The sequence below is a fragment of the Adhaeribacter soli genome (assembly GCF_008727925.1).
In the GTDB taxonomy this organism is placed as follows: Bacteria; Bacteroidota; Bacteroidia; order Cytophagales; family Hymenobacteraceae; genus Adhaeribacter_A; species Adhaeribacter_A soli.
The window spans coordinates 354,291-376,586 of record NZ_VTWT01000001.1 but is presented as its reverse complement, the minus strand read 5'-3'; the positions used below and the strand labels follow the sequence as shown (position 1 = coordinate 376,586).

At 46.1% G+C, this 22,296-nt stretch carries 23 protein-coding genes; 14 read left to right on the top strand and 9 right to left on the bottom strand.

The window, feature by feature from the left end; translation table 11 throughout:
- Positions 1–31 precede the first annotated feature (31 nt).
- The 3 genes from F0P94_RS01445 to F0P94_RS01435 are packed head-to-tail and all read left to right on the top strand — an operon-like array spanning position 32 to position 3,470.
- Complete coding sequence (locus F0P94_RS01445) at positions 32–1,498, top strand: MFS transporter (RefSeq protein WP_150901920.1); 1,467 nt, start codon at positions 32–34, stop codon at positions 1,496–1,498.
- 39 nt (positions 1,499–1,537) lie between these two features.
- Positions 1,538–2,803 (top strand): amidohydrolase, encoded by a 1,266-nt coding sequence (locus tag F0P94_RS01440; RefSeq protein WP_150901919.1) that lies wholly within the window; start codon positions 1,538–1,540, stop codon positions 2,801–2,803.
- 19 nt (positions 2,804–2,822) lie between these two features.
- Positions 2,823–3,470, top strand: coding sequence for a trimeric intracellular cation channel family protein (locus F0P94_RS01435; RefSeq protein WP_150901918.1), 648 nt, complete (start codon positions 2,823–2,825; stop codon positions 3,468–3,470).
- Positions 3,471–3,631: 161 nt separating this feature from the next.
- Here F0P94_RS01435 and dnaN read toward each other — a convergent pair whose 3' ends face one another.
- The 6 genes from dnaN to F0P94_RS01405 all read right to left on the bottom strand — a co-directional run bounded on the left by dnaN (position 3,632) and on the right by F0P94_RS01405 (position 10,135).
- A complete protein-coding gene (gene dnaN, locus F0P94_RS01430) occupies positions 3,632–4,756 on the bottom strand; it encodes a DNA polymerase III subunit beta (protein ID WP_150901917.1) in 1,125 nt (374 codons plus the stop codon).
- Positions 4,757–4,830: 74 nt separating this feature from the next.
- The gene (locus F0P94_RS01425; protein ID WP_150901916.1) at positions 4,831–5,787 is read right to left on the bottom strand and encodes a hypothetical protein; all 957 of its coding nucleotides are present in this window, start codon (positions 5,785–5,787) and stop codon (positions 4,831–4,833) included.
- A gap of 6 nt (positions 5,788–5,793) precedes the next feature.
- Entirely contained in the window at positions 5,794–7,497 is a 1,704-nt protein-coding gene (gldG, locus tag F0P94_RS01420) for a gliding motility-associated ABC transporter substrate-binding protein GldG (protein WP_150901915.1), read from the bottom strand.
- A complete protein-coding gene (gene gldF / locus F0P94_RS01415) occupies positions 7,491–8,219 on the bottom strand; it encodes a gliding motility-associated ABC transporter permease subunit GldF (protein WP_150901914.1) in 729 nt (242 codons plus the stop codon). Before gldF ends, gldG begins: the two co-directional genes overlap by 7 nt.
- Positions 8,220–8,379: 160 nt before the next feature.
- Positions 8,380–9,291 (bottom strand): gliding motility-associated ABC transporter ATP-binding subunit GldA, encoded by a 912-nt coding sequence (gldA, locus tag F0P94_RS01410; protein WP_150901913.1) that lies wholly within the window; start codon positions 9,289–9,291, stop codon positions 8,380–8,382.
- Positions 9,292–9,430: 139 nt separating this feature from the next.
- A complete protein-coding gene (locus F0P94_RS01405; RefSeq protein ID WP_150901912.1) occupies positions 9,431–10,135 on the bottom strand; it encodes an SDR family oxidoreductase in 705 nt (234 codons plus the stop codon).
- An 84-nt stretch (positions 10,136–10,219) separates the two neighbouring features.
- Here F0P94_RS01405 and F0P94_RS01400 point away from each other — a divergent pair, with 84 nt between their 5' ends.
- Complete coding sequence (locus tag F0P94_RS01400; RefSeq protein WP_150901911.1) at positions 10,220–10,960, top strand: head GIN domain-containing protein; 741 nt, start codon at positions 10,220–10,222, stop codon at positions 10,958–10,960.
- A 146-nt stretch (positions 10,961–11,106) separates the two neighbouring features.
- Here the strand turns inward: F0P94_RS01400 and F0P94_RS01395 are convergent, their stop codons facing one another.
- Positions 11,107–11,817 (bottom strand): SDR family NAD(P)-dependent oxidoreductase, encoded by a 711-nt coding sequence (locus tag F0P94_RS01395; protein WP_150901910.1) that lies wholly within the window; start codon positions 11,815–11,817, stop codon positions 11,107–11,109.
- Positions 11,818–11,898: 81 nt separating this feature from the next.
- On the opposite strand from F0P94_RS01395, the gene F0P94_RS01390 reads away from it, so the two are divergent.
- The 9 genes from F0P94_RS01390 to F0P94_RS01350 all read left to right on the top strand — a co-directional run bounded on the left by F0P94_RS01390 (position 11,899) and on the right by F0P94_RS01350 (position 19,359).
- Positions 11,899–12,627 carry an MlaE family ABC transporter permease gene (locus F0P94_RS01390; RefSeq protein ID WP_150901909.1) on the top strand — a complete coding sequence of 243 codons (729 nt, stop codon included), beginning with the start codon at positions 11,899–11,901 and terminating at the stop codon, positions 12,625–12,627.
- Between the two features lie 101 nt (positions 12,628–12,728).
- The gene (locus F0P94_RS01385) at positions 12,729–13,511 is read left to right on the top strand and encodes an ABC transporter ATP-binding protein (protein ID WP_150901908.1); all 783 of its coding nucleotides are present in this window, start codon (positions 12,729–12,731) and stop codon (positions 13,509–13,511) included.
- A 211-nt stretch (positions 13,512–13,722) separates the two neighbouring features.
- Positions 13,723–14,139, top strand: a complete 417-nt coding sequence (locus F0P94_RS01380; protein ID WP_150901907.1) for a VOC family protein — start codon at positions 13,723–13,725, stop codon at positions 14,137–14,139.
- A 112-nt stretch (positions 14,140–14,251) separates the two neighbouring features.
- Positions 14,252–14,827, top strand: coding sequence for a Crp/Fnr family transcriptional regulator (locus F0P94_RS01375; protein ID WP_150901906.1), 576 nt, complete (start codon positions 14,252–14,254; stop codon positions 14,825–14,827).
- A gap of 436 nt (positions 14,828–15,263) precedes the next feature.
- The gene (ygiD, locus tag F0P94_RS01370; RefSeq protein ID WP_150902387.1) at positions 15,264–16,097 is read left to right on the top strand and encodes a 4,5-DOPA-extradiol-dioxygenase; all 834 of its coding nucleotides are present in this window, start codon (positions 15,264–15,266) and stop codon (positions 16,095–16,097) included.
- Positions 16,098–16,185: 88 nt separating this feature from the next.
- On the top strand, positions 16,186–16,866 hold the full coding sequence (locus tag F0P94_RS01365; protein WP_150901905.1) for an alpha/beta hydrolase: 681 nt from the start codon (positions 16,186–16,188) through the stop codon (positions 16,864–16,866).
- A 263-nt stretch (positions 16,867–17,129) separates the two neighbouring features.
- Positions 17,130–17,603, top strand: a complete 474-nt coding sequence (locus tag F0P94_RS01360) for a hypothetical protein (protein WP_150901904.1) — start codon at positions 17,130–17,132, stop codon at positions 17,601–17,603.
- A 361-nt stretch (positions 17,604–17,964) separates the two neighbouring features.
- A complete protein-coding gene (locus F0P94_RS01355; RefSeq protein ID WP_150901903.1) occupies positions 17,965–18,474 on the top strand; it encodes a TIR domain-containing protein in 510 nt (169 codons plus the stop codon).
- A 3-nt stretch (positions 18,475–18,477) separates the two neighbouring features.
- Positions 18,478–19,359, top strand: coding sequence for a DUF4231 domain-containing protein (locus tag F0P94_RS01350; RefSeq protein ID WP_150901902.1), 882 nt, complete (start codon positions 18,478–18,480; stop codon positions 19,357–19,359).
- Between the two features lie 70 nt (positions 19,360–19,429).
- Here F0P94_RS01350 and F0P94_RS01345 read toward each other — a convergent pair whose 3' ends face one another.
- Positions 19,430–19,780 carry a bifunctional nuclease domain-containing protein gene (locus F0P94_RS01345; protein WP_150901901.1) on the bottom strand — a complete coding sequence of 117 codons (351 nt, stop codon included), beginning with the start codon at positions 19,778–19,780 and terminating at the stop codon, positions 19,430–19,432.
- Positions 19,781–20,011: 231 nt separating this feature from the next.
- Between F0P94_RS01345 and F0P94_RS01340 the strand changes: the two genes are divergently transcribed.
- Positions 20,012–21,421 (top strand): T9SS type A sorting domain-containing protein, encoded by a 1,410-nt coding sequence (locus F0P94_RS01340; RefSeq protein WP_150901900.1) that lies wholly within the window; start codon positions 20,012–20,014, stop codon positions 21,419–21,421.
- Between the two features lie 254 nt (positions 21,422–21,675).
- On the opposite strand, the gene F0P94_RS01335 is transcribed toward F0P94_RS01340, so the two are convergent.
- Positions 21,676–22,281, bottom strand: coding sequence for a bifunctional nuclease family protein (locus F0P94_RS01335; RefSeq protein WP_150901899.1), 606 nt, complete (start codon positions 22,279–22,281; stop codon positions 21,676–21,678).
- Between the last annotated feature and the right edge of the window lie 15 nt (positions 22,282–22,296).

Genomic DNA, 22,296 nt, shown 5'->3' with positions numbered 1-22,296 from the left:
TTACGTTCAAATAACATATAATGCTGTGAAAATGTCATCTGCCGTTCAAACCCAAGCCAAAGCTACACCCTACCAGGGGACGGACAAACTTATTTTAGGAATTGTCTTAGCCGTTATTACTTTCTGGCTTTTTGCACAAACTACCCTGAACATTGCTCCGGCAATGCAGGAAGACTTGCAGATCAGCCCCGATCTGAACAGCCTGGCGGTGAGCATTACCGCGCTGTTTTCCGGGATTTTTATTGTGGTAGCCGGGGGCTTAGCGGATAGGATCGGCCGGGTTAAAATGACTTATATTGGTTTGCTGCTCAATATCATCGGTTCTTTTCTTATTGTCATTTCGCCTTCGGGCACTGCTGGATTTCTGTTAGCCGGGCGCATCCTGCAAGGGCTTTCGGCAGCATGTATTATGCCGGCAACCCTGGCCCTGATGAAAGCTTATTACGATGGTAAAGCGCGGCAGCGGGCGATCAGCTTCTGGTCGATCGGTTCGTGGGGTGGCTCCGGCTTCAGCCCCTTATTTGGCGGCCTGGTAGCTTCCACGTTGGGCTGGCGCTGGATCTTTGTGCTGTCTATAATTGTGGCTATAGTTAGCTTTCTGTTAATAAAAGGAACGCCGGAAAGTAAACTAACGGTAACAGACAAAAAAGCTTTCGACTGGGCAGGACTTTTCGCGTTTATTGTGGCCATGCTGGCCATTAATATTGTAATTGGGCAAGGTGCCACTCTAGGCTGGTTAAGTCCCGCGGTTCTTACGGGTATTGCTTTTTTTATCATTTTCACGTTTATCTTTCTCCGGATAGAAAAAAAGAGTGCGAACGGTTTTGTAGATCTGTCGCTCTTCAGTAACCAGACATTTTCGGGGGCTACCCTATCTAACTTCCTGCTCAACGGAGCTGCCGGAACGCTGCTGGTATCTTTGGCGCTCGTTCAAACCGAAGCCGGCTTGTCTTCCCTGCAATCAGGGTTAATTACGGTCGGTTATTTAGTAGCGGTACTCAGTACCATTCGGGTAGGTGAAAAATTACTTCAGAAAATGGGGCCCCGAAAGCCCATGCTGCTGGGCTGTTTTATTACCGGCCTGGGCATTCTCCTCACCAGCCTGACCTTCCTTCTTGCTAAGCAATACATCATCGTTTCCTTTATCGGGTTTACCTTGTTTGGGATCGGGCTGGGTTTTTATGCCACGCCCTCTACCGATGCCGCGCTTAGCAACGTTCCGGAAAATAAGGCCGGTTCGGCATCGGGCATTTATAAAATGGCTTCGTCCCTGGGGGCTGCATTTGGCGTTGCCATTTCGGCTGCCATCTTCTACGGGCTTGGTAAAATGGAGGGTATACCGCCACTGGCAGATATCTTTCTGGGCCGGACCGATAATATAAATGTGCGCTATGCGGCCGGTATTGCGCTGCTGTTTAACGTATTAATGATTGTTGCCGCTATCGTTGCCATTCTAAAAACAATCCCGAAAGGCAGGCCAGAGAATGCGGCTGCTTAATCAGAAGTATCATTTTTAATTTGAAATAACGCCCTTGCTATGGAAAATTCTCAGATCAAAGCCTTCCTCGATAAACTGGATAGTTTTATAGACCAGTTGCTTCCCGAACTGGAAGAGATCTATAAAGACATTCACCAAAACCCGGAACTGTCGATGGAAGAATTCCGGACATCTAAAATTGCGGCCGATCACTTAGCCAAATACCAGTTCGAAGTCACGACCGGTGTGGGGGTAACCGGAGTGGTGGGCCTTATGAAGAATGGCGAAGGACCGGTGGTCATGCTCCGGGCCGACATGGATGCGCTTCCGGTTAAAGAAGATACCGGCCTGCCTTATGCCAGTACGAAAGTGGCCCGGGATGCCGAAGGCGTGGAAGTCGGGGTGTCGCACGTTTGCGGGCACGACCTGCACGTAACCTGGATGATGGGTATAACCAGGTTACTTTCCGAACACAAAGACTTATGGAAAGGAACCTTAATGGCCGTTTTTCAGCCCGGCGAAGAAGTTGCCCTCGGGGCGCAAAGCATGATAAACGATGGCATGATGGACCGTTTTCCAAAGCCGGATATTATTCTGGGCCAGCACGTAATGGTGGGCGAAGCGGGGAGGGTCGGCTACCGGAGCGGTCCTATTTTATCGGCCGGCAATAGTATTAAAGTTAAAATTTTTGGCCGGGGTGCCCACGGTTCTTCGCCCCAAACCTCCATCGACCCCGTAATTATGGCGGCTGCCACCACCATGCGGCTGCAAACCATTATTTCCCGCGAAGTAGCCCCGACGGAAACGGCTGTACTTACTATCGGCGCATTGCAGGCCGGCACCAAAGAGAACATCATTCCCGAAGACGCTACCCTGAAATTAAATATCCGCACGTTTAACGATGGGGTGAAAGACCATATCCTTTCAGCCGTAAAACGGATCTGTTGCGCCGAATGCGCAGCCTCCAATGCGCCGCGCGACCCGGAATTCACCATGCTGGACAGCTACCCGATAACCGAAAATGATGCTGCGGCCACGGCGAAAGTAGCAGCAGCCTTTCAGGCCCAGTTCGGCGACAGGGCCTACGAAACCAAACCTGCTTCGGCCAGCGAAGACTTCAGCATATTTGGCCGGAACTGGCAGGTGCCCTACGTATTCTGGTTTGTGGGCGGAACGGACCCCGAAACATACCGGGAAGCCATAAAGAATAACAAACTAAATTCTATTCCCAGCAATCATTCCCCTAAATTCGCCCCGGTATTACACCCGACCTTAAAAACCGGCTTGCAGGCCATGCTTACCGCTGCTGCCGCCTGGTTCGATTAAATTGTTTCTGGTTATCTGAATGGAAAAGCTACATTCCCTGTATTTCGTTTTGGAAATGTCCGGTACTTTTGCCTTTGCCATTAGCGGGGCCACGGCCGCCAGAAGACGCAACCTGGACCTGTTCGGCATCTGTGCCGTTGCTTTTGTGGTGGCCTGCGGTGGAGGGATCATTCGTGATCTTTGTATTGGGGTAATTCCCCCTGCAGGTTTAACGAACTGGCAATACCTGGTTGTGGCCATAAGCGCTGCCGGTTTAACGGTAGGTTTCTATTCTGTAGTACAGCGGCTTAAACGCCCGGTATTGCTTTTCGATGCCGTTGGTTTATCGATGTTTGCGGTAACGGGAGCCCAAAAGGCGCTGGCGTATGGCTATAATGCCGAAGTAGCCATTCTTTTAGGTATTACCACTGCCGTAGGCGGCGGCGTGATGCGCGATATCCTGCTTACCAGGGTCCCTTTTATTCTGGAAAAAGAGATTTATGCCTCGGCGGCGCTTTTGGGGTCTCTTATAGTAGTTTTGGGAGATCATTTTAATTGGGGGACCGGCGGCTGGGTGGCGATCATTGCATTAACGGTAAGTTTTACTTTACGCATTTTAGCGCTTCGTTATCATTGGAACCTGCCTACGCCCGGAGATGATAAAACGGATGCGGATACGCACCGTTGAAATGCGTGAATTGGGAAATCGCGATGCCGTATCAATACCGTACCAATACCGTAGAGACGCCCAATTTGGGCGTCTCTACATTTCCGATCCTACATTACCGCAAACAAAAAAGGCCTTTGGATTTCTCCAAAGGCCTTTTTTATATTCTAAACCTACCGTTTTTATACGTAGTTGTTCAGCATTACCGGCATTACCAGCATCAGGATGTTTTCGTTGTCATCCATACCGGCTGGCATTAGGAGGCCGGCGCGGTTTGGCGTGGAAAGCTCCATGCTTACTTCGTCGGAATCAATGTTGTTCAGCATTTCGATGAGGAACTTGGCATTGAAACCGATCTCCATGTCTTCTCCTTCGTACTGACAGCTTAAACGCTCGCTTGCTTCGTTCGAGAAGTCCAGATCTTCGGCAGAAATTACCAGTTCGGAACCGGTGATTTTCAGGCGTACCTGGTGCGTGGTTTTGTTTGAATAGATGGAAATACGTTTTACGGAGCTCAGCAGGTCATAACGATCGATCAATAACTTGTTCGGGTTGTGCTGCGGAATTACGTTTTCGTAGTCCGGGAAACGCTCATCGATCAGGCGGCAGATCATCCGGATATTATCGAAGCTGAAGAACGCATTGGAATTGTTGAACTCCACTTTTACCGAGGTTGGCTCGGCCGGCAGCGTAGCTTTGAGTAAGTTAAAGGCTTTTCGCGGCACAATGATGGAAGTCTGCTCGCCGGTAGAAACATCGTTGCGGCGGTAGCGCAGCAAGCGGTGACCGTCGGTGGCTACAAACGTAATGTTGCCTTCGTTCAGTTGTACGAAAATACCCGTCATGGCCGGACGAAGCTCATCAGTGCTCACCGCAAAGATGGTTTTGTTAATAGCGCGGGCCAGGGCGTTCGAAGGAATTTCGATGGCGTTGCCGCCGCGCACCACCGGCACTTTCGGGAAATCGGTAGCATTTTCGCCGGAAAGCTTGTAGCGGCCGTTCGAAGAGCTGATCTCTATGGTGTAGGTTTCTTCATCGATGGTGAAAGTAACCGGCTGGTCGGGCAGGTTCTTAAGGGTATCGAGCAGAATGCGGGCGGGAGCAGCTATGCGGCCATTTTCTTTGGCTTCTACGGGAATTTCCGTGATCATGGATGTTTCCAGGTCGGAGGCCGTAATGGTAAGCAAACCGTCGGTTACATCGAAAAGGAAGTTTTCCAGAATGGGAACTACCGGATTATTAGCCACTACGCCGTTTATACTCTGTAGCTGCTTAAGTAAAGCTGAAGAAGATACAATAAATTTCATTCCCTGGGTCTTATCTTAGTTAAAGCAAAGTTAGGAAGAAAAGCCTTTTTTCCTACCGAATTTACAGTTAAAACCTATTTTTTTCCAAAAGCTTCCCGTCTAATAAGTAAACGGTCGAAAACGTAGGTTTGAACGGATATAATATCGCGTGAACGGTCATCCAAGGCTACAAAACGGTCTATTTCATCCGGCCTTAAAAATAAACTGAAGGAACGTGAATGGGCCGGTACCGCATCCTTAACCATAATTTTTGCCACCGGGGTTTTCAGGGCCAGCGAATCGGCTAATTTCTTCATCGGGTCCGGAATATAATATTCGCCGTTCACGAACTTAAAATTTTCCAGATAGGCTTTTACGTCTTCCTGGTTTGGTTGTTGCAGGCCAGCAACAGCGAACTGGTTTCCCTCCTTGCGGATGTTCAGGTTATCGGCGGCACTGCCGGTGTATTCAATAGAAAGTTCCTGCAGGGTTTGCGGGGTGCTCCGGAAAACCGGCACACTGCGCCAGTACAGCTCCGAAATATCGAAGCGGGAGCTAATAAAACCATTAAAGCCGGGAATATGAAGCACGTAAGGGTCTTCTGAACCTGCCATAATGAAATATGTTCCCAGGTCGTTATCGGTATTCTGCCCCACATAAAAAGTCTTGGCCAGTTTGCCGTGCTGGTAAATTTCCACTTTACGGCCTAAGGTGGCAAAATCGCGGATCACATTGTTGCGGGAAGCTTTGTCGGCCGGGCGTTTTACTTCCATCCGCTTCAGGGTTTCCAGCAAGATGTTCACCTGTCTTTTCTGGGTTTCAAACTTTTTATCGAGTATCCAGGTATTATCCGGTTTTCTTTCCAGCAGGTGGTTTTCGCCGCTTTTATAAGAAATAAAAATTTTATCAACCGAAGCCGTATCGGAAACCGAAAAATCCGATTCTTCAACATTCAGGGTAGATTTATCGCTGCCTTTGTTGGAGAAAAAATACGCGGCGGCGCCAACTAAAACCAACAGTACTACTAATAAAAGGGTATTCCGGGATCTCATAAAAAATTAAACTGATTTTTCGTATTTCCGCTTGCGCAGGTAAAAACGGGTTAAGCCATAAAGCACTAAGGCCACCAGCGGCAGCACGATGTTGATCAATTGCCAGCGGGTGCGCTCTTCTTTCAGCTGCAAACGGTCCAGCGGACGCAGCACGATCTCCTTGGTGCGGACCGAGATCAGGCCGCTTTCGTCGAGCATATAATCCATGGCATTGAGGGCAAACTCTTTGTTGGCAAATTTCACCCCGGCAAAGCGGTCGTATCCGAGTTCATAAGGCGTATTGGTCTTTTTGTTCACCTCGTTGCGGATCAGGTCGCCGTCGGAAACCACCACGATCTTGCCCGGTTTGCCAGTTTCCACGAAGCCAACCTGCTGCTGTTTTTCCGGTGCCAGGCGGTTTTTGTATAACGAACGGAAAGAGCCTTCCAGTAAATAGGCTACCGGAATATTTTCTTTATTGAACAATCTCGGGTTTACTTCCAGGCGGGCCTCGTTAAAATTCAGGCGAACCGGCGCCGGCAAAACCCGCGAATACCGCGAAGTGTACATGAGGGGCACTTTCTGAATACCAGGTGCTTTCACCGTATCGATGGTACTTACGAATTTTGTGTAAATGGCATCTAGGTTTTTGGTGATCGGGCTTTTGCTGAAGTTGTTGATGAGCGGGAAGTACCGCCACGGCATCATCTGGGTTTGCGGCTTATCGCCTACAATACCAACCACCATAGGGATGTAACCGGAATTCATATCCTGAATTAAGTCGGCATTTACGCGGAAACCAAAACGGAAGAACAGGTCATCGAGGTTGGTATTGTAAGGAAAGGAAAAAGTGCCTTTCTCGCCGATGCTGTCCAGGTTAACCTGCATCTGATCAATTAAAAACAAGGCTTTACCGCCTTTTACAATAAACTGATCGATCTTGAATTTATCGGGTTCGCCGAAACGCTGGGTTGGCCGGGCCAGGACAATGGCATCGTAGCCGTCCAGGGAATTCCGCTGGGTCAGGTCTACCCGGTCCACATCGTAGTATTCGCTCAGGGCGTTCATCATGTCCGAAACTTCCAGCACGTTCAGTTCGCCGTGGCCTTCCAGGAAAGCGATCTTTTTCTGGTCTTTCACCGTCAGTTTCCGGATAGCCGAAGCAAGCTCATACTCCACCCCTTCCACCGACTGGTTCAGGCGCTGCTCCGGGCTTGCGGCCTGGTTGCCTTTTAACAACAGTACCGGAATTTCCTTGCCCCGGAACGAAACGATGGCACCCGGGAAAATGATCTTCTCCACGCGCTTGTCGCCTTCCACGGCGTTCAGGTTGGTTGGCTGCAGGCCTTTTTTAGCCAGCTGCAGGTAAAACTCGTTGCGGGCTTTCTGGTCGGGATTGGCGCTCGGGTTGGTGAATTTGTACTGGATGTTCTGACCGGAATAGATCCGGAATTCATCCAGCTTTTCTTTAATGGCGCTTTGCAGCCGTTTAAAACCCGCCGGGAATTCACCTTCCAGGTAAACTTCCACGAACACCACATCGTCGAGGTTGCTCAGCAGTTTTTTGGTGGCCGGGGCAATGCTGTAACGTTTATCTTCGGTTAAGTCCAGGCGGAAGAAAAACTGGGAAGCCAGCACGTTCAGGAAAATAACGATGCCGGCTAAAATGAGGAAACGCACGATCTCGTGCCATTTCCGGTTGCGTACTTTTTTTGGATTCTCCCCTACCATTTTCTGCTCTCCAATACAAGTTTAGTGGCTAAGATCATCAGGGCGCTCACGCTTACAAAGTACAGTACATCGCGCGAATCGATGAGGCCTTTGCTGATGGTTTCGTAATGAAACTGGATGCCGAGGTACGAAATAAAGTAAGAAAGCTTGCCCCATACATCGATGGAAGCGAGCATATCGAAACCGGTGTACACAATAAAGCAAAGCAGCACGGCCACGATAAAAGAAATGATCTGGTCTTTGCTGATGCTGGAGGCGAAAATACCGATAGAAGTAAACACCGCCGCCAGGAAAACCAGGCCGATGTAGGAACCGGCTACGCCCGCTGAATCGATGTTGCCTTCCGGATCGCCCAGAAAATAAACCGAAACGTAATAAATAAGCGTAGGCAAAAGGGCGAAAATAACCAGCAGCAAACAGGCAAAATATTTACCCAGAATGATCTGCAAGTCGGTAAGCGGACGGGTTAACAGCAACTCGATGGTGCCGGCCTTGCGCTCTTCGGCAAAAGACCGCATGGTAATGGCCGGGATCAAAAACAGGAACACCCAGGGCGCAATGCTGAAAAGCGGCTGCAGGTCGGCGTACCCGTAATCGAGCACGTTGCTTTGCGGAAAGAACCACATGTACAGCCCGGTAACCACCAGAAACACCCCGATCACGATATAGGCGATCAGCGAATTCAGAAAGCTGTTTATTTCTTTACGAAGGATTGAAAACATTAACTGTTTAGTGATTAGTGATTAATGATTAGTGATTAGTAAATTCCTCAAGGCCTTTTCTTAAAACTTATCATCTTTTTACTTTTTAAATTTAAATCAAGAGCGATCCGTGATTTTAAAAATTAGTGATTACTAATCACTAATCCTTAATCACTAATCACTATTTCGTAAGTTGCTGGAAGATCTTTTCGAGGGAGTTTTCTTCCTGGCGGAGGCCGATGAGGCCCCAGTTCTGTTCAAGGGCGAGTCGGGAAATGGCGGAACGCGGATCGTCTTTCTGGTCGGAAACGATGCGGTAACTGTTGCCTTCGAGCTTTTTCACTTCTTTTACCTGAGGAAGGTTTTTCAGCAGGCGTTCGTCGGCCGGGTTTTCGAATTCGGCAATGGTTACGCGCTGGCCTTTGGTGTTGGCTTCGAGGTCAGCTACCTGGCTGTCGGCTACCAGTTTTCCGCGGTTAATGATCACCACGCGGTCGCAAATGGCGGCTACTTCCTGCATGATGTGCGTGGAAAAGATTACCGTTTTTTCACGGCCTACATTCCGGATCACGTTGCGGATCTCCTGGATCTGGTTCGGGTCAAGGCCGGTAGTGGGTTCGTCCAGAATAAGTACATCGGGGTTGTGGATGAGGGCTTGTGCCAGACCTACCCGCTGCCGGTAACCTTTCGATAAAGCGCCGATCTTTTTGGTTCTTTCGCGCTCCAATCCTACCAGGCCGATCATCTCCTTTATACGGTTATTTAAAGCCGAGCCGCTCAGATTATGCAGGGAACCGATAAATTCGAGGTATTCGGGCACGTACATGTCCAGGTAAAGCGGGTTATGCTCGGGCAGGTAGCCTACGTGTTTACGCACTTCCACCGGGTTCTCTTCTACATCGAAACCGCTCACTTTTACCAGGCCGGAAGTCGGCGGCACGTAGCAGGTGGCGATCTTCATGGTAGTGGATTTACCCGCTCCGTTCGGCCCCAGAAAGCCGACAATTTCTCCACTTTTCACAGTGAAACTGATATCATCTACGGCGCGTTGGGTACCGTATATTTTGGTCAGATTTTTTACTTCAACAGACACTTAACTAATTAAAAATTAGAAATTAAGAATTAGAAATTTTCTAAATCTATGCTTGAAACGCCGGATTACGGTTTCCAGTATTCGGAACCTGTAACCCATCATTCAAAAAGCGAAATTACGAGTTTTCCGGCGGTTTTCCCTACTGTTTTTGCCGGCCTTTGGGCATCAGGGGACGCACTTCGATATCTACGTGATGGTAATTGGGCGGCGATTGCAGCACGTGCAGAATAGTAGAGGCGATATCGGATGGTTGCATCATATTCTCGTTGGCCGTTACCGAGTCGATGTTATCGAAGAAATTGGTTTGCACCGAACCCGGATAAATGCAGGTAACCTTCACCCCATAATTGCGGACTTCTTTGTACAAACTCTGGGAAATACCCCGTACAGCGTGCTTAGTGGCACAATACCCGCTCATTTCCTCGATACCAGTAGTGCCGGCAATGGAAGAAATATTGATAATGTGGCCGTAGCCTTGTTTTTTCATGCCTGGCAAAACCAGCCGCGTGCAAAAGAAAATGCCGTCTACGTTCGTACGGAACATGGCCTGCCAGTCTTCTACTTTTTGCTCTTCAAATTTTCCGGCAATGCCAAATCCGGCATTATTAATGAGGCCGGCAATTTCAGATCCCAATCTGGCGGTGGTTTCCTGAAAAGCGTTCTCTACCGATTCCTGGCTTTGTACATTGGTTTGAAAAAAGTGAAAATTGGGGTGTTCGAACTGGGGTTTGTTTCGGCCCCATCCTGCTACCACGGCGCCGTTTTCCAGCAGCGTTTGGGCCGTTGCCAACCCAATGCCTTTGCTCACGCCGGTTATTATGATTAACTTTCCTTCCAGTTCCATATTTTTATCTGCTTAAATTTGGGGTGAAGTTAGAAACTCAGGCAGGATAAAAAAAATAGCGCTGCATTATATAGTACATCTTCTATGGATTTCCGGAAGCTTTTTGCTTTTTCGTACCTTTTTGCTACCGTTTCTCTGGGCGGTTGCCAGAAAGAAAATGCCTTCGATTGCCTGAAAAGTACCGGCCGCATTGTTACCGAAACCCGTCCCCTTTCTTCTTTCCGCACCATTAAAGTTTTCGATAACCTGAAAGTAACCATCGTGGCCGATACGGTTCATTATGCAGAGGTAAAGGCCGGTGACAACCTGCAGAAAAATATTCTGACCGAAGTAAAAGACGGGGAGCTCTGGTTAAGCAATATAAACAAATGCAACTGGGTAAGAAGCTACCACAAACCCCTGGAAGTCCGGGTGCACGTAAAGAGCCTGCTCAACGTTTTTCACGACGGGGAGGCAACCGTAAGCTCTGAAAACACCTTACCCGCCGACACCATTTTTCTGCACCTGACCGGTGCCGGCGACCTGGATCTTACCCTTAATTCCACGAGCGTCTGGCTGGACATGTACGAATACGGCAACATCAGCTTAAAAGGCGCTAACCAACATTTAAACGGTTACGTAATGAGCCTGGGAAAACTGGAAGCTGCCGAACTGAAATGCCAGACTGTCAGCCTGCAAATGGGCGGAAATGGGTATGCAAAAGTACAGGCCAGCGTAAGACTTTCTGCCAACATCGAAAGTAACGGCAACGTTTACTACCTGAACCAGCCGGCGGAAATCTACCGGTCCGGTGAGGGCAAAGGTAAAATATTGAAAGCTAATTGAAGAGAAGGCAAACGGTAGCTTTTCGGTTAGCAAAACGAAATGCTAAAAATATTAGGCTTTCATTTTTACTTCCAATTAACTACCATTAACCATTTTAAATCAGCCGTTTACCGCACCTTACCTAAGATCAAACTTAAAGCTTATTTTTAATTTATATCGCCTAATTGGGGCCTGATCAGGAGTTCTTCCACTACCGAATTCTTCGACAGACAGTAAGCTGAATAGATCAGATCGCCGATGTCTTCGGAGCGCATGAAGCGTTCCGGCGGTAAGTCTACCCCTTCCCAGCTGGCAGTTAAGGTGGCCCCCGGCAGTACGGCGGTAACCTTAATTCCGAACTCTTTTAATTCTTCCCGGAGGCATTTAGTCATGCCGTACATGGCGAATTTGGTGATGCTGTAGGAGCCGCCATTGGGGTAAGCCATGATGCTGGCCGTAGAGCAAATATTGAAAATATGGCCGCTTTTCCTCCGAATCATGTCCGGCACCAGCCCTTTGGTAATGTAGTACGCACTGTAGAGGTTGGTTTCCATCATAGCGGGCAACACATCAGGAGCTTCCTCGTAAATTTTGCCCGGAATAAAAATGCCGGTATTGTTTACCAGAACCTCTACCTTTACGTTTAGTTTCTGAACGTACTTCAGGAATTTACCACGGTCGGCGGCTTTGCCCAGATCGGCCGGCAGGTAATGCACTTTTGAAAAAGTATGGTCCCGCTCGATGGCGATTTTAAGGTCTTCCAGGTCCTGTTCACCGCGGGCACAGGTGATTATATGGAAGCCTTCGGCTGCAAATTTTTCGATGATGGCGCGGCCAATGCCTTTCGTGCCGCCGGTAACCAATATATATTTTTGCATATTTAAACTGTTTTACCAATTTTCACCGTAATATAGGCATTTCTTAGAATACAATATTTTAACACAGCAATTCACTTCTAAATGAAGACCCTCGGTAATTATTTATTATTTCTTTCTTCCCAGTTCATCCGTAGCGAATCGATCAAAATACTTTCCCGCCGTTTTATCGACGAAGCCGTACTGATCGGCATCAGTTCGGTTTCTATTGTGGCCATCGTTTCGACGTTTATCGGGGCGGTAACCTGCGTGCAGATCGCCTATAACCTGACCAATGCGCTCATTCCCCGCTCCACCATCGGCTTTATGGTGCGCGAAATGACGATCCTGGAACTGGCGCCAACCATTACCTCCATTGTACTGGCCGGAAAAGTGGGCTCCAACATTGCCGGCGGCCTGGGCACCATGCGCATTACCGAACAAATAGATGCCCTGGAAGTTATGGGGATCAACTCAACTTCTTACCTGGTATTCCCGAAAATTCTGGCGGCCATAGCCATGTTCCCGCTGCTTGTAATTTTAGCCATGACGCTTTCCATTCTGGGCGGTTACGTGGCCGGAACGTTTACCAATGCGCTTACTCCCCAGGAATACATCGAAGGCCTTCGCGACGCTTTTATTCCCTACAATATCACTTTTGCCCTGATCAAATCGGTGGTATTTGCCTTCCTGATCTCTTCTATTTCTTCCTATCAGGGATTTTATACCCGGGGAGGTGCGTTAGAAGTAGGCGAAGCCAGTACGAAAGCCGTAACCAACAGCATCATCGCTATCTTACTGGCCGACTACGTATGCGCGCAAGTTTTACTTTAGTGATTAGTGATTAATGATTAGTGAATAGTTCTCCGGAACCCCACTTTAAATCATTGATCTAGAAATACTAATCACTAATCATTAATCACTAATTACTAAAAATGATCGAAATACATAATATTCATAAATCTTTTAACGGAGTGCAAGTACTGAAGGGCATTGACGGGGTTTTTGAAACCGGAAAAACCACCCTCCTGCTTGGCGCTTCCGGAACCGGAAAAAGCGTGCTTTTACAATGCATTGTAGGGTTAGTAAAGCCCGACCTGGGAAGCATAACCTACGATGGTAAAGTTTTCACCAACAACCGCCTCGATTTGAAGCAGGAGATCCGCCGGAAGATCGGGATGCTTTTTCAGGGCAGCGCCCTGTTCGACTCCATGAACGTGCAGGAAAACGTGGAATTCCCCCTGAAAATGCTTACACCGGATATGACCAAGGAAGAGCGCCTGGATCGGGTGGAGTTCTGCCTGAAACGGGTTGGTCTGGAAGCGGCACACAAGAAAATGCCTTCGGAGCTTTCGGGGGGTATGAAGAAACGGGTGGGTATTGCCCGCGCCATCGCACCCAATTGTACCTACCTTTTCTGCGACGAACCCAACTCCGGACTCGACCCGCTAACTTCTATTAAGATCGACGAACTCATCTACGAGATCACCAAGGAGTACAACATTACTACTATCATCGTAACCCACGACATGAACTCGGTAATCGAAATTGGCGACCACATCATGTTCCTGCACAACGGATTAAAGCTCTGGGAAGGCACGAAAGACAACATTATGGACACCAACGTAAAAGAACTGAACGACTTTATTTTCGCCAACAGTTTAATGCGCGCGGCCAAACGGATTGAAGAAGAAGGCGGCGATATCGATAAGCTGTAGGTTTTAAATCGGTATCTTTTTAGCGGAGAAAGTCAGGTGGTGAAAGCAGCCTGACTTTTTTGCTTGCTGGTATAGCGTTTCAGGCTTGAAGATTCGGAAATATTTCATGCCGCGCTAAAAACTAATTCTTAAATTGAGCGCTGAAATACTTAAGCTAAAAAAACAGGCTGCATTATTGCGCACCTGAACTCATAAAATTAACATAAACACGATGACAAAAGAACTCTGGATAAACCTGCCGGTAAAAGACATTAATCGCTCCAAAGCATTTTTTACCGCTTTGGGCTTTACCTTCGATCCGCGCCACGGCGACAGTGACCAGGCAGCCGGATTGATTATCGGGGAAAAGAAAATGATGGTAATGCTTTTTACCGAGCCGAACTTCCGGGCTTTTACCGGTCATGAGGTTGCTGATACGGCCAGAGGTTCTGAGATCCTGCTTTCGTTTGATGCCGAAAGCCGCGAAGAAGTTGATGAAATTGCCCGCAAAGCCAGAGAAGCAGGCGGCACCATTTTCGGTCAGCCGGCCGAGCACCAGGGCTGGATGTATGGTTGCGGCTTTGCCGACCCGGACGGCCACCGCTGGAATGCGCTTTTTATGGATATGAGCAAGCTGCCCCAGCAGTAGAAAACGATATAATTTTAGGCAGAAAAGTCAGGTTCTGGAAAGGGCCTGACTTTTTTGTGTGATTTTGGTAGCGTTTGCCCGAATTGTTAACTTACACGTTCTAAATTTGGTTATGGCTGAATTGCTTTTAAGATCTTTCCGGGAAAAAGTAAGTGCTGACGAAGCAGAACTGGAAATCTGCCGGCGCTTCTTTGTTCCCGGAGAGCTTAAGAAGAAACAATTTCTGCTCCGGGAAGGAGAAGTTTGCAACCGGCTGGCCTTTGTCGAAAAAGGCGCTTTGTTTTCGTACAGCACCACGGCCAAAGGCGCACAAAACGTGATCCAGTTCGCTTTTGAAGGCTGGTGGATCGCGGATCTGTACAGCTTTTTTACCCAGGAACCCTCTAAACTTACCATCGAAGCCCTGGAAGATTGCCAGCTCCTGCTTATTGACCGGAACAGCCACCAGCAATTATTAGCCACGTTACCCAAGTACGAAACCTACACCCGCCTTTTATACCAGAACGCCTACATCGCCCTGCAACGCCGTCTGGAAAGCACCATCGGCCTGACCGCCGAAGAAAAATATCGTCGGCTATTAGAGCAATACCCGGCCTTGTTACACCGCATGCCATTGCAACTCATTGCCTCTTACCTTGGCGTTACGCCGGAAACCTTAAGTCGCATCCGTAAACAGATCGCTTCTTAAACCTAAAGCTGCTTGCAACTAATAATTACACCTGTCATCTAATTACAGCTGTCATCCTGAGCGCGAGCGAAGGACCTCGTTGGCTTTTAGCAGAAATACTAACTACACCGTACCAAAACAATACCCTCTAAGGACCAAAAACTGGTGCCAGAATTTTCATTTCTACTTAACGCCGACGAGGTCCTTCGCTGTTGCTCAGGATGACAACTTTTTTTACAATACCTGCTCATAATTACGCCTCAATTTCTTATCATTTGTCAATCCGATTCCTTTTTTAATAAGGTAACTTTGTAACATTACGAATTTCAGAGCTGCAACTTGGTGTATTTTATAACCAATTAACCAGTTGAAGATCAGATTTGTAATTCAACCTTAAAGGAATAAAATTATGGAACGGAGAAAATTCATCAGCAGTCTGGCGGTTGGCGCAATGGGCATTACTACGCTTTCAGCTTTCAATAAATTCACCTCGGTTTTATCGGAACAGGAAAGCCTGATGCCGGTCTTGTTCATCGGTCACGGTTCGCCTATGAACGGGATTGAAGACACCGAATTCAGCCGAAAATGGACCCAGTTAGGGAAAGAAATTCCTACGCCCAAAGCCGTATTGGTCGTTTCGGCGCATTGGTTAAGCAAAGGCACCCGCATTACGGCCATGGATTTCCCGAAAACCATTCACGATTTCGGCGGTTTCCCGAAGGAATTATTTGCCGTGCAATATCCGGCACCGGGTAGCCCTAGCATTGCCAAAGAAACGGCTTCGCTTATAAAATCTACCCAAGTTGTGGAAGACCACGACTGGGGCCTGGACCACGGCGCCTGGACGGTGATCCGGCACATGTACCCGAAAGCCAATATTCCGGTGCTCCAGCTCAGCATCGACTATACCAAAGGCCCGCAATACCATTACGACCTGGCTAAAGAACTTTATGGGCTCCGGAAGAAAGGTGTACTGATTGTGGGTAGCGGTAATATGGTGCATAACCTGGGCATGGTTGCCTGGGACCGGCTGAACGATGCGGAATACGGGTACGATTGGGCCAAACAAATTAACGGCACCTTCAAAGACCTCATCCGCAAAGGCCACCACGACAAGCTGATCAAATACGAAAGCCTGGGCAAGGAAGCGCTGCTGGCCATTCCAACTCCGGAACATTACTGGCCGCTGCTTTACACCTTAGGTTTACAAGGCAGCAAAGACGATATTTCGTTCTTCAACGATAAAGCCGTGGGCGGCTCGCTTACCATGACTTCGGTAAAGATCGGGTAAACGTATGCGCCGGAACAACTTTTATATGACGACCTTATTATTATTACTCCTGACCGTTTTCAGCTGTCAGGTGAAACCAGAAACTGCTATGACCTCCCTAAACGAACAACCTTCAGCCCCTTCACAAGCCGAAGAAAAACTGGCTTTGCATTACCTGGAACGGCCGGCTAAAAAGGAATCCGGGAAACGCCGGGCGCTCATTCTTTTGCACGGCGTAGGCAGCAACGAACAGGACCTTTTCGGTTTAGCCCCGCACCTCCCTGACGACCTGCTGGTAATTTCTCCGCGCGGTCCGTTTTCGTTAGGCGCCGGCCGTTACGCCTGGTACGAAGTCGATTTTTCTACCGGCAAACCGGTATTCAATGCCAGCCAGGAAGCCCAAAGCCGCGAACTGATCCTGCAATTTGTCCGGCAGGTAAAGCAGAAATACAAGCTGGACGAAGTATATCTGGGCGGTTTCAGCCAGGGCGGCATCATGAGCTACAGCATCGGACTGACCCACCCTACCGAAGTTACCGGCATCATTTCCCTGAGCGGCCGCCTGCTAACGGAAATACGGCCTTCGGTTAAACCCGGCAAAGAGCTGAAAAACCTGAAAGTGTTTATTGCCCACGGCAAACAGGATGGCACGTTGCCTGTACACTATGCCCGCGAAGCTTCTGCGTATATTCAAAGTTTAGGAATTCAGCCTACGTATCATGAATTTGAAATGGGCCACCAGATAAACAACCAGGTGCTTGATGAGTTGGTGAAGTGGTTGCAGAAGTAAATAATTGGGAAGAAAAGGTTTTGTCAGTTCTTCCTAAAAACCCTATTATTTTGAGGTAAAAAGTCAGGTTGCGGAAGTGGCCTGACTTTTTTGTTAAAAAAAATGGTCATTATATTCAGGTTGAACAATATTATGAAAGATCCTCTGTTAAATAGTTTTAGTAGTGCTACCCTTGTTTCGCAGATTTGGCTTTTAACTTATAATTCCGATTGATCATTTTTCACCAAAATTCTAAAACAGCATAACCTTTTAAATTTAACTCTATGATTAAAAAAATTGGCCTTTTTCTATGTATTGGCGTATCAGTTTTAATGTCTTCATGCAAAAATGAAGAAGTTATCCCGAATCTGGACAAAGAGGTTCGGTTAAATTTCCCTTTTGAGTATTGGCCATCCAACAAAACCCAATTTGAACTTAGCCCAAAATATACTCATCTCATAAAATTTAATAAAACCAATTATTCCGGTTTGACCTCTATTAAATTGTACAGTGCAATGGCGACAGAGGTTGTTGGGGATACTGCTGAATTAGAATTATTTAATATAACCGATAACACAGCCGTAGCAAATTCCCTATTAATGGCCTCAACCCCATCTTTATCTTACCAATTAGTGCAATCCAGTAATATTATTAACGAACTCCCTAATAAAGAAATAGATTTAGGCATCAGATTAAAAAGCAAAAAGGGGCAGTTTGTTTACGCCAGAACACCTGTCCTGGTATTAAGCAGGAACTGATTTCAAATATTGTCCCGGCAAATCTGTAGATTAAAACGCTATGGTTTGAAGTAAAAAAGTCAGGCTGGGTTTCCGGCCTGACTTTTTTATTGGGTCTGGGTAACGTTTTTGTCTGAACACGATTTTAAGGATTTAAACGATAGACAAGATTTTATTTAAATTTCAAATTGATTCATATCCTTAAAATCAAAAAAATCGTGTTCAGGCAAAAAAGTCAGGCTGGGTTATCGGCCTGACTTTTTTTGTTGGGTTTGCCTCGTTTTAATGCGTAAAACCACTTAACATTAAACATAAATTCCATATACTTTTTATTATATTGCCAAAATTAATAAAGCAAGCATCAGAACAATTCATAAATAATATGAGCTATAAAGATAAAACTTACATAATTTTTGATGGAGACAAAGATAAATGGGCATATGCACGGATGAAAGGTTGGAAGGCTCTTGAACATATTGATTTCAATTTTGAAGACGCCCATTCAGAATATACACTTACAAGCAATGCTAATAATGAATACTATATTAAAGGAAAATTAAAAAAACGTTTTGCCAATGCTTGTCAAGTAGTTGTATTAATAGGTGAGTCTACAAAAAATTTATATAAATATGTGCGATGGGAAATTGAGGTAGCGCAAGATTTAGGACTTCCAATTATTGCTGTGAATTTGGATGGAAGTAAGCTGCAAAATAATAAGACTTGCCCACCAATTATTAGGGACACTTATACGGTTCATATTCCTTTCAAAATGAAAATTATCAAATATGCACTTGATAATTTTCCAAAAGAATTTAAAGGCAAAAAATCAAATTCATCAAATGGTGGTAGAATATATCCGGAAAGTGTTTATCAATCATTGGGATTAAATTAACAAATGGAATTAAAAGATTTTCCTGGCCTATATCAAGCCTCTGATAAAGCATCGTTAGATTCTCAATCAACATATAAGAATATTATTGCTTTTGATTTAATTACAATGATTATTGCTGCTTCCTTAGCAGTTTATAATTACCAATCTATTCAACCTAAATTAATTACATATACCATTTCAGGGTTATTCCTTTTAATTGGCCTTATTTTAACTTTAATAATTCGAACGAAGAAATACGAAGATATTTGGTACCAAGGAAGGGCTTTGGCTGAATCCTGTAAAACTTTAACTTGGAGGTTCATTACATGTTCTGAAAGTTTTGAAATTGCTTTAGAAGACGAAAAAGCTAAAGAGGTTTTCGTAAAACGAATAAAGGATTTAAGTTCAGAATTTAAGGATTTAAATGAAAACCTAAACGCTAAAGTTATTACATTGCCAGTTGTGACAGATAAAATGATGGAAATCAGGCGTCTTAATATGCTTGAGAGAAAACAATATTATGTTAAAAATAGAATAGAGGATCAAAGGAATTGGTATGCTGAAAAAGCAGAATTTAATAAATTACGATATAATAGATGGTTTATTTTAATTATCTCCTGCCAAGCAATTTCATTAATTTGTGTTGCTTTCTTAATTAAATATCCTGGAAGCAATTGGAACCTTGTTGGTTTTTTTACAACCGTTTCTGCATCAGCTTTAAGTTGGTTACAATTAAAACAACATCAAGAGTTAAAACAGGCTTATACTACTGCTGCACAAGAATTAAATTTTATATTAGTTTCTTTTGGTAGGGTTAATACAGAGGAAAAGCTTTCTGAATTTGTATTAGATTCAGAGAATGCAATTTCAAGAGAACATACTTTATGGTGTGCTCAAAGAAGATAATTCAAAAAAACTAACCAAAAAAGTCAGGCCTTGCAGCCTGACTTTTTTATATCAATTCAATAACGATTAATTAACCGCGTTTATTCAGCTCGTCGCGGATCTTGGCGGCGCGTTCGTAGTCTTCCTTTTCCAAGGCATCGGTCAGCATCTTGTTCAGATCTTCTACCGAAACCTCGATTATTTTTTCCTTCTTGCTTGAAGCCGGTTTCGATTCCGCTTTGGTTTCGGTGCTTTCCTCTCCCGTTTCCTCGTCTTCATCCTCCAGATCGCTCAGGATAATGCCGGCTTCGGAAAGTACGCTCTCTACTGTGTAATTAGGCACGTTAAAGCGTAAATTAATGGCAATGGCGTCGGAAGGGCGGGCATCGAGGTCGAATTGCTTTACGCCGCATCTGCAAACGATTCTTAATATCGTGTTCATACAAAAAGCCAGGTTGGGGAAATAGCCTGATTTTTTATATCAATTCGACAGGGCTTTAATAACCTGGTTTATTTATTTCAATACTAATATGTGGTTAGTTTTTGTAGAATTAAAACATAATATGTAAATTAACCTGCATAAACGCTCTTTTCCATTGGGAGTAAAGTTTGCCAACTGGCAAAATTCATACCTGATAGCTTGTTATTTGACCATATCCTAACCCCTACCCTTATGAGAATAACGTTATACAATTCCTTATTACTTTCAGGTCTAACATTTATAAGCGTAAGTTTCCGGACAAATGCCCAGTCCATAGCAGCGGGGTCAGGACATACGATATACGTTTGCAATAATAAAGTACCTGTAGCCACCGGCAATAATGGTTCCGGGCAATTTGGGGTGGGGCCAACTCCCAACACTACTTCTACCCCCATTACTGTAAGCGGCATAAGTAACGTGATAGCAGCAGCCGCCTCCGATGATTTTACGCTATATTTAAAAGGCGATGGTACAGTTTGGGGTACCGGGCGCAATTTAGACGGCCAGTTAGGCGATGGCACAACCACCAATCGCAAAACGCTGGCCCAGGTTAGTACGCTTACCGGCGTGGTAGCTATTTCGGCTGGCTTATCCCATTCGCTATTCCTGAAAAACGATGGCACAGTATGGGCCTGCGGCGACAATGGCAACGGAGCGCTGGGCGATGGTACCACAACAGATAAAACAACTCCTTTTCAGATTCCTTCCTTAAGCGGTATTACAGCCATTGCAGCCGGCGGTCTTCATTCGCTGTTTTTAAAGAACGACGGTACGGTTTGGGCATGTGGTAGTAATATTTACGGAGAGTTAGGCGATGGTACCACGGTTAAAAGAAGGACTCCGGTTCAGGTTACATCCTTAAGCGGTATTACGGCTATTTCGGCCAGCCCGGGTTCAGTAGGCATTCTCACACATTCCCTATTTCTGAAAAGCAATGGCACCGTTTGGGGTTGCGGCACCAATTCCAACGGTCAGTTAGGAGATGGCAGCACTACGCAACGCAATACGCCAGTACAGGTAAGCGGTTTAACCGGTATCATAAAAATTAATGCCGGCCGCCAGCATTCGCTTTTCCTTAAAAACAACGGAAACGCCTGGGCGGTCGGCAACAATGCATCCGGACAATTAGGCGATGGCACTACCGTGCAAAAAACCACCGCTGTGCAGGTACCCGGCTTAACGAATGTTGTTGCAATAGAATCAGGCTGGGATCATTCCCTTTTCTTAAAAGCAGATGGCACAATCAGTGCCTGCGGTTTTAATGGCAGCGGGCAATTGGGAAATGGTACAACCGCTAATGCTTCCTCTCCTATACTGTTAACCAACCTTTGCAGCATTGCCTTAAGCGTTAAAAACGACTCCGAAAGCCTGCCTGTTTCCATCTATCCAAATCCGGCAAGGGGGCAAATAACCATCGATTTCCCAACCTACCGTAATGCTAAAGCGAAACTGTATAACGTACAGGGCAAATTAGTTCAGGAAATAGCTTTAGATCAGCCCAAAACTACGCTTTCAACTTCCGGTCTGAATAAAGGCATCTACCTCCTTAAATTAAATAGCACTTCGGGACAGGTATTTACCAAAAAAATTGTGCTGGAATAATAGAGGCAAAATGCATATCCTGCTATACTAAGTAAAAAGACATTGGTATCTGGATATTAGTACCTGGATTAAAAAAATATAAACAGCTTTATTTCAGAAGATTACACAATAAAAGTTCTTTTCAAATTATGCGGTTATTTCTGTCCAGATACTTATAGCATACTATTCTATTCATTTCTGGCCCTAATCCTTTCTCAAACAAAAAAGTCAGGCTATACAGCCTGACTTTTTCATATCAATTCAATAGCGATAAATTAACCGCGTTTATTCAGCTCGTCGCGGATCTTGGCGGCGCGTTCGTAGTCTTCCTTTTCCAAGGCGTCGGTCAGCATCTTGTTCAGATCTTCTACCGAAACTTCGTTTATCTTTTCCTTCTTGCTTGAAGCAGGTTTCGATTCCGCTTTGGTTTCGGTGCTTTCCTCTCCCGTTTCCTCGTCTTCGTCTTCCAGGTCGCTCAGGATAATGCCGGCTTCGGAAAGTACGCTTTCTACCGTGTAAATAGGCACGTTAAAACGTAAACCAATGGCAATGGCGTCGGAAGGGCGGGCATCGAGGTCGAATTGCTTTACACCGTCGGTGCACACGATCTTCGAATAAAACACCCCTTCTTTCAGGTCCGAGATCATAACTTCCTGAACCACTACCCCTACTTGCTCGGCAAAAGACTTGAACAGATCGTGGGTGAGCGGCCGGTTCGGGTTTATTTTCTCTATCTGAATGGCAATGCTTTGCGCTTCAAACATGCCGATAATGATCGGTAACCGGCGGTTTCCGTCTTTTTCTCCCAACACCAAGGCAAACGAACCCGATTGACTCTGGCTCGACGAAAGGCCTAAAATTTCCAGCTGAATTTTTTTCACAGTTTTTCTTTATTC

Excerpts from the sequence above, each read along its gene's own strand:
- F0P94_RS01445 (WP_150901920.1), top strand. The coding sequence starts at position 32 with ATGTCATCTGCCGTTCAAACCCAAGCCAAAGCTACACCCTACCAGGGG.
- F0P94_RS01440 (WP_150901919.1), top strand. The coding sequence starts at position 1,538 with ATGGAAAATTCTCAGATCAAAGCCTTCCTCGATAAACTGGATAGTTTT.
- F0P94_RS01435 (WP_150901918.1), top strand. The coding sequence starts at position 2,823 with ATGGAAAAGCTACATTCCCTGTATTTCGTTTTGGAAATGTCCGGTACT.
- dnaN (WP_150901917.1), bottom strand. The coding sequence starts at position 4,756 with ATGAAATTTATTGTATCTTCTTCAGCTTTACTTAAGCAGCTACAGAGT.
- F0P94_RS01425 (WP_150901916.1), bottom strand. The coding sequence starts at position 5,787 with ATGAGATCCCGGAATACCCTTTTATTAGTAGTACTGTTGGTTTTAGTT.
- gldG (WP_150901915.1), bottom strand. The coding sequence starts at position 7,497 with ATGGTAGGGGAGAATCCAAAAAAAGTACGCAACCGGAAATGGCACGAG.
- gldF (WP_150901914.1), bottom strand. The coding sequence starts at position 8,219 with ATGTTTTCAATCCTTCGTAAAGAAATAAACAGCTTTCTGAATTCGCTG.
- F0P94_RS01405 (WP_150901912.1), bottom strand. The coding sequence starts at position 10,135 with ATGGAACTGGAAGGAAAGTTAATCATAATAACCGGCGTGAGCAAAGGC.
- F0P94_RS01400 (WP_150901911.1), top strand. The coding sequence starts at position 10,220 with ATGGATTTCCGGAAGCTTTTTGCTTTTTCGTACCTTTTTGCTACCGTT.
- F0P94_RS01395 (WP_150901910.1), bottom strand. The coding sequence starts at position 11,817 with ATGCAAAAATATATATTGGTTACCGGCGGCACGAAAGGCATTGGCCGC.
- F0P94_RS01390 (WP_150901909.1), top strand. The coding sequence starts at position 11,899 with ATGAAGACCCTCGGTAATTATTTATTATTTCTTTCTTCCCAGTTCATC.
- F0P94_RS01385 (WP_150901908.1), top strand. The coding sequence starts at position 12,729 with ATGATCGAAATACATAATATTCATAAATCTTTTAACGGAGTGCAAGTA.
- F0P94_RS01380 (WP_150901907.1), top strand. The coding sequence starts at position 13,723 with ATGACAAAAGAACTCTGGATAAACCTGCCGGTAAAAGACATTAATCGC.
- F0P94_RS01375 (WP_150901906.1), top strand. The coding sequence starts at position 14,252 with ATGGCTGAATTGCTTTTAAGATCTTTCCGGGAAAAAGTAAGTGCTGAC.
- F0P94_RS01365 (WP_150901905.1), top strand. The coding sequence starts at position 16,186 with ATGACCTCCCTAAACGAACAACCTTCAGCCCCTTCACAAGCCGAAGAA.
- F0P94_RS01360 (WP_150901904.1), top strand. The coding sequence starts at position 17,130 with ATGATTAAAAAAATTGGCCTTTTTCTATGTATTGGCGTATCAGTTTTA.
- F0P94_RS01355 (WP_150901903.1), top strand. The coding sequence starts at position 17,965 with ATGAGCTATAAAGATAAAACTTACATAATTTTTGATGGAGACAAAGAT.
- F0P94_RS01350 (WP_150901902.1), top strand. The coding sequence starts at position 18,478 with ATGGAATTAAAAGATTTTCCTGGCCTATATCAAGCCTCTGATAAAGCA.
- F0P94_RS01345 (WP_150901901.1), bottom strand. The coding sequence starts at position 19,780 with ATGAACACGATATTAAGAATCGTTTGCAGATGCGGCGTAAAGCAATTC.
- F0P94_RS01340 (WP_150901900.1), top strand. The coding sequence starts at position 20,012 with ATGAGAATAACGTTATACAATTCCTTATTACTTTCAGGTCTAACATTT.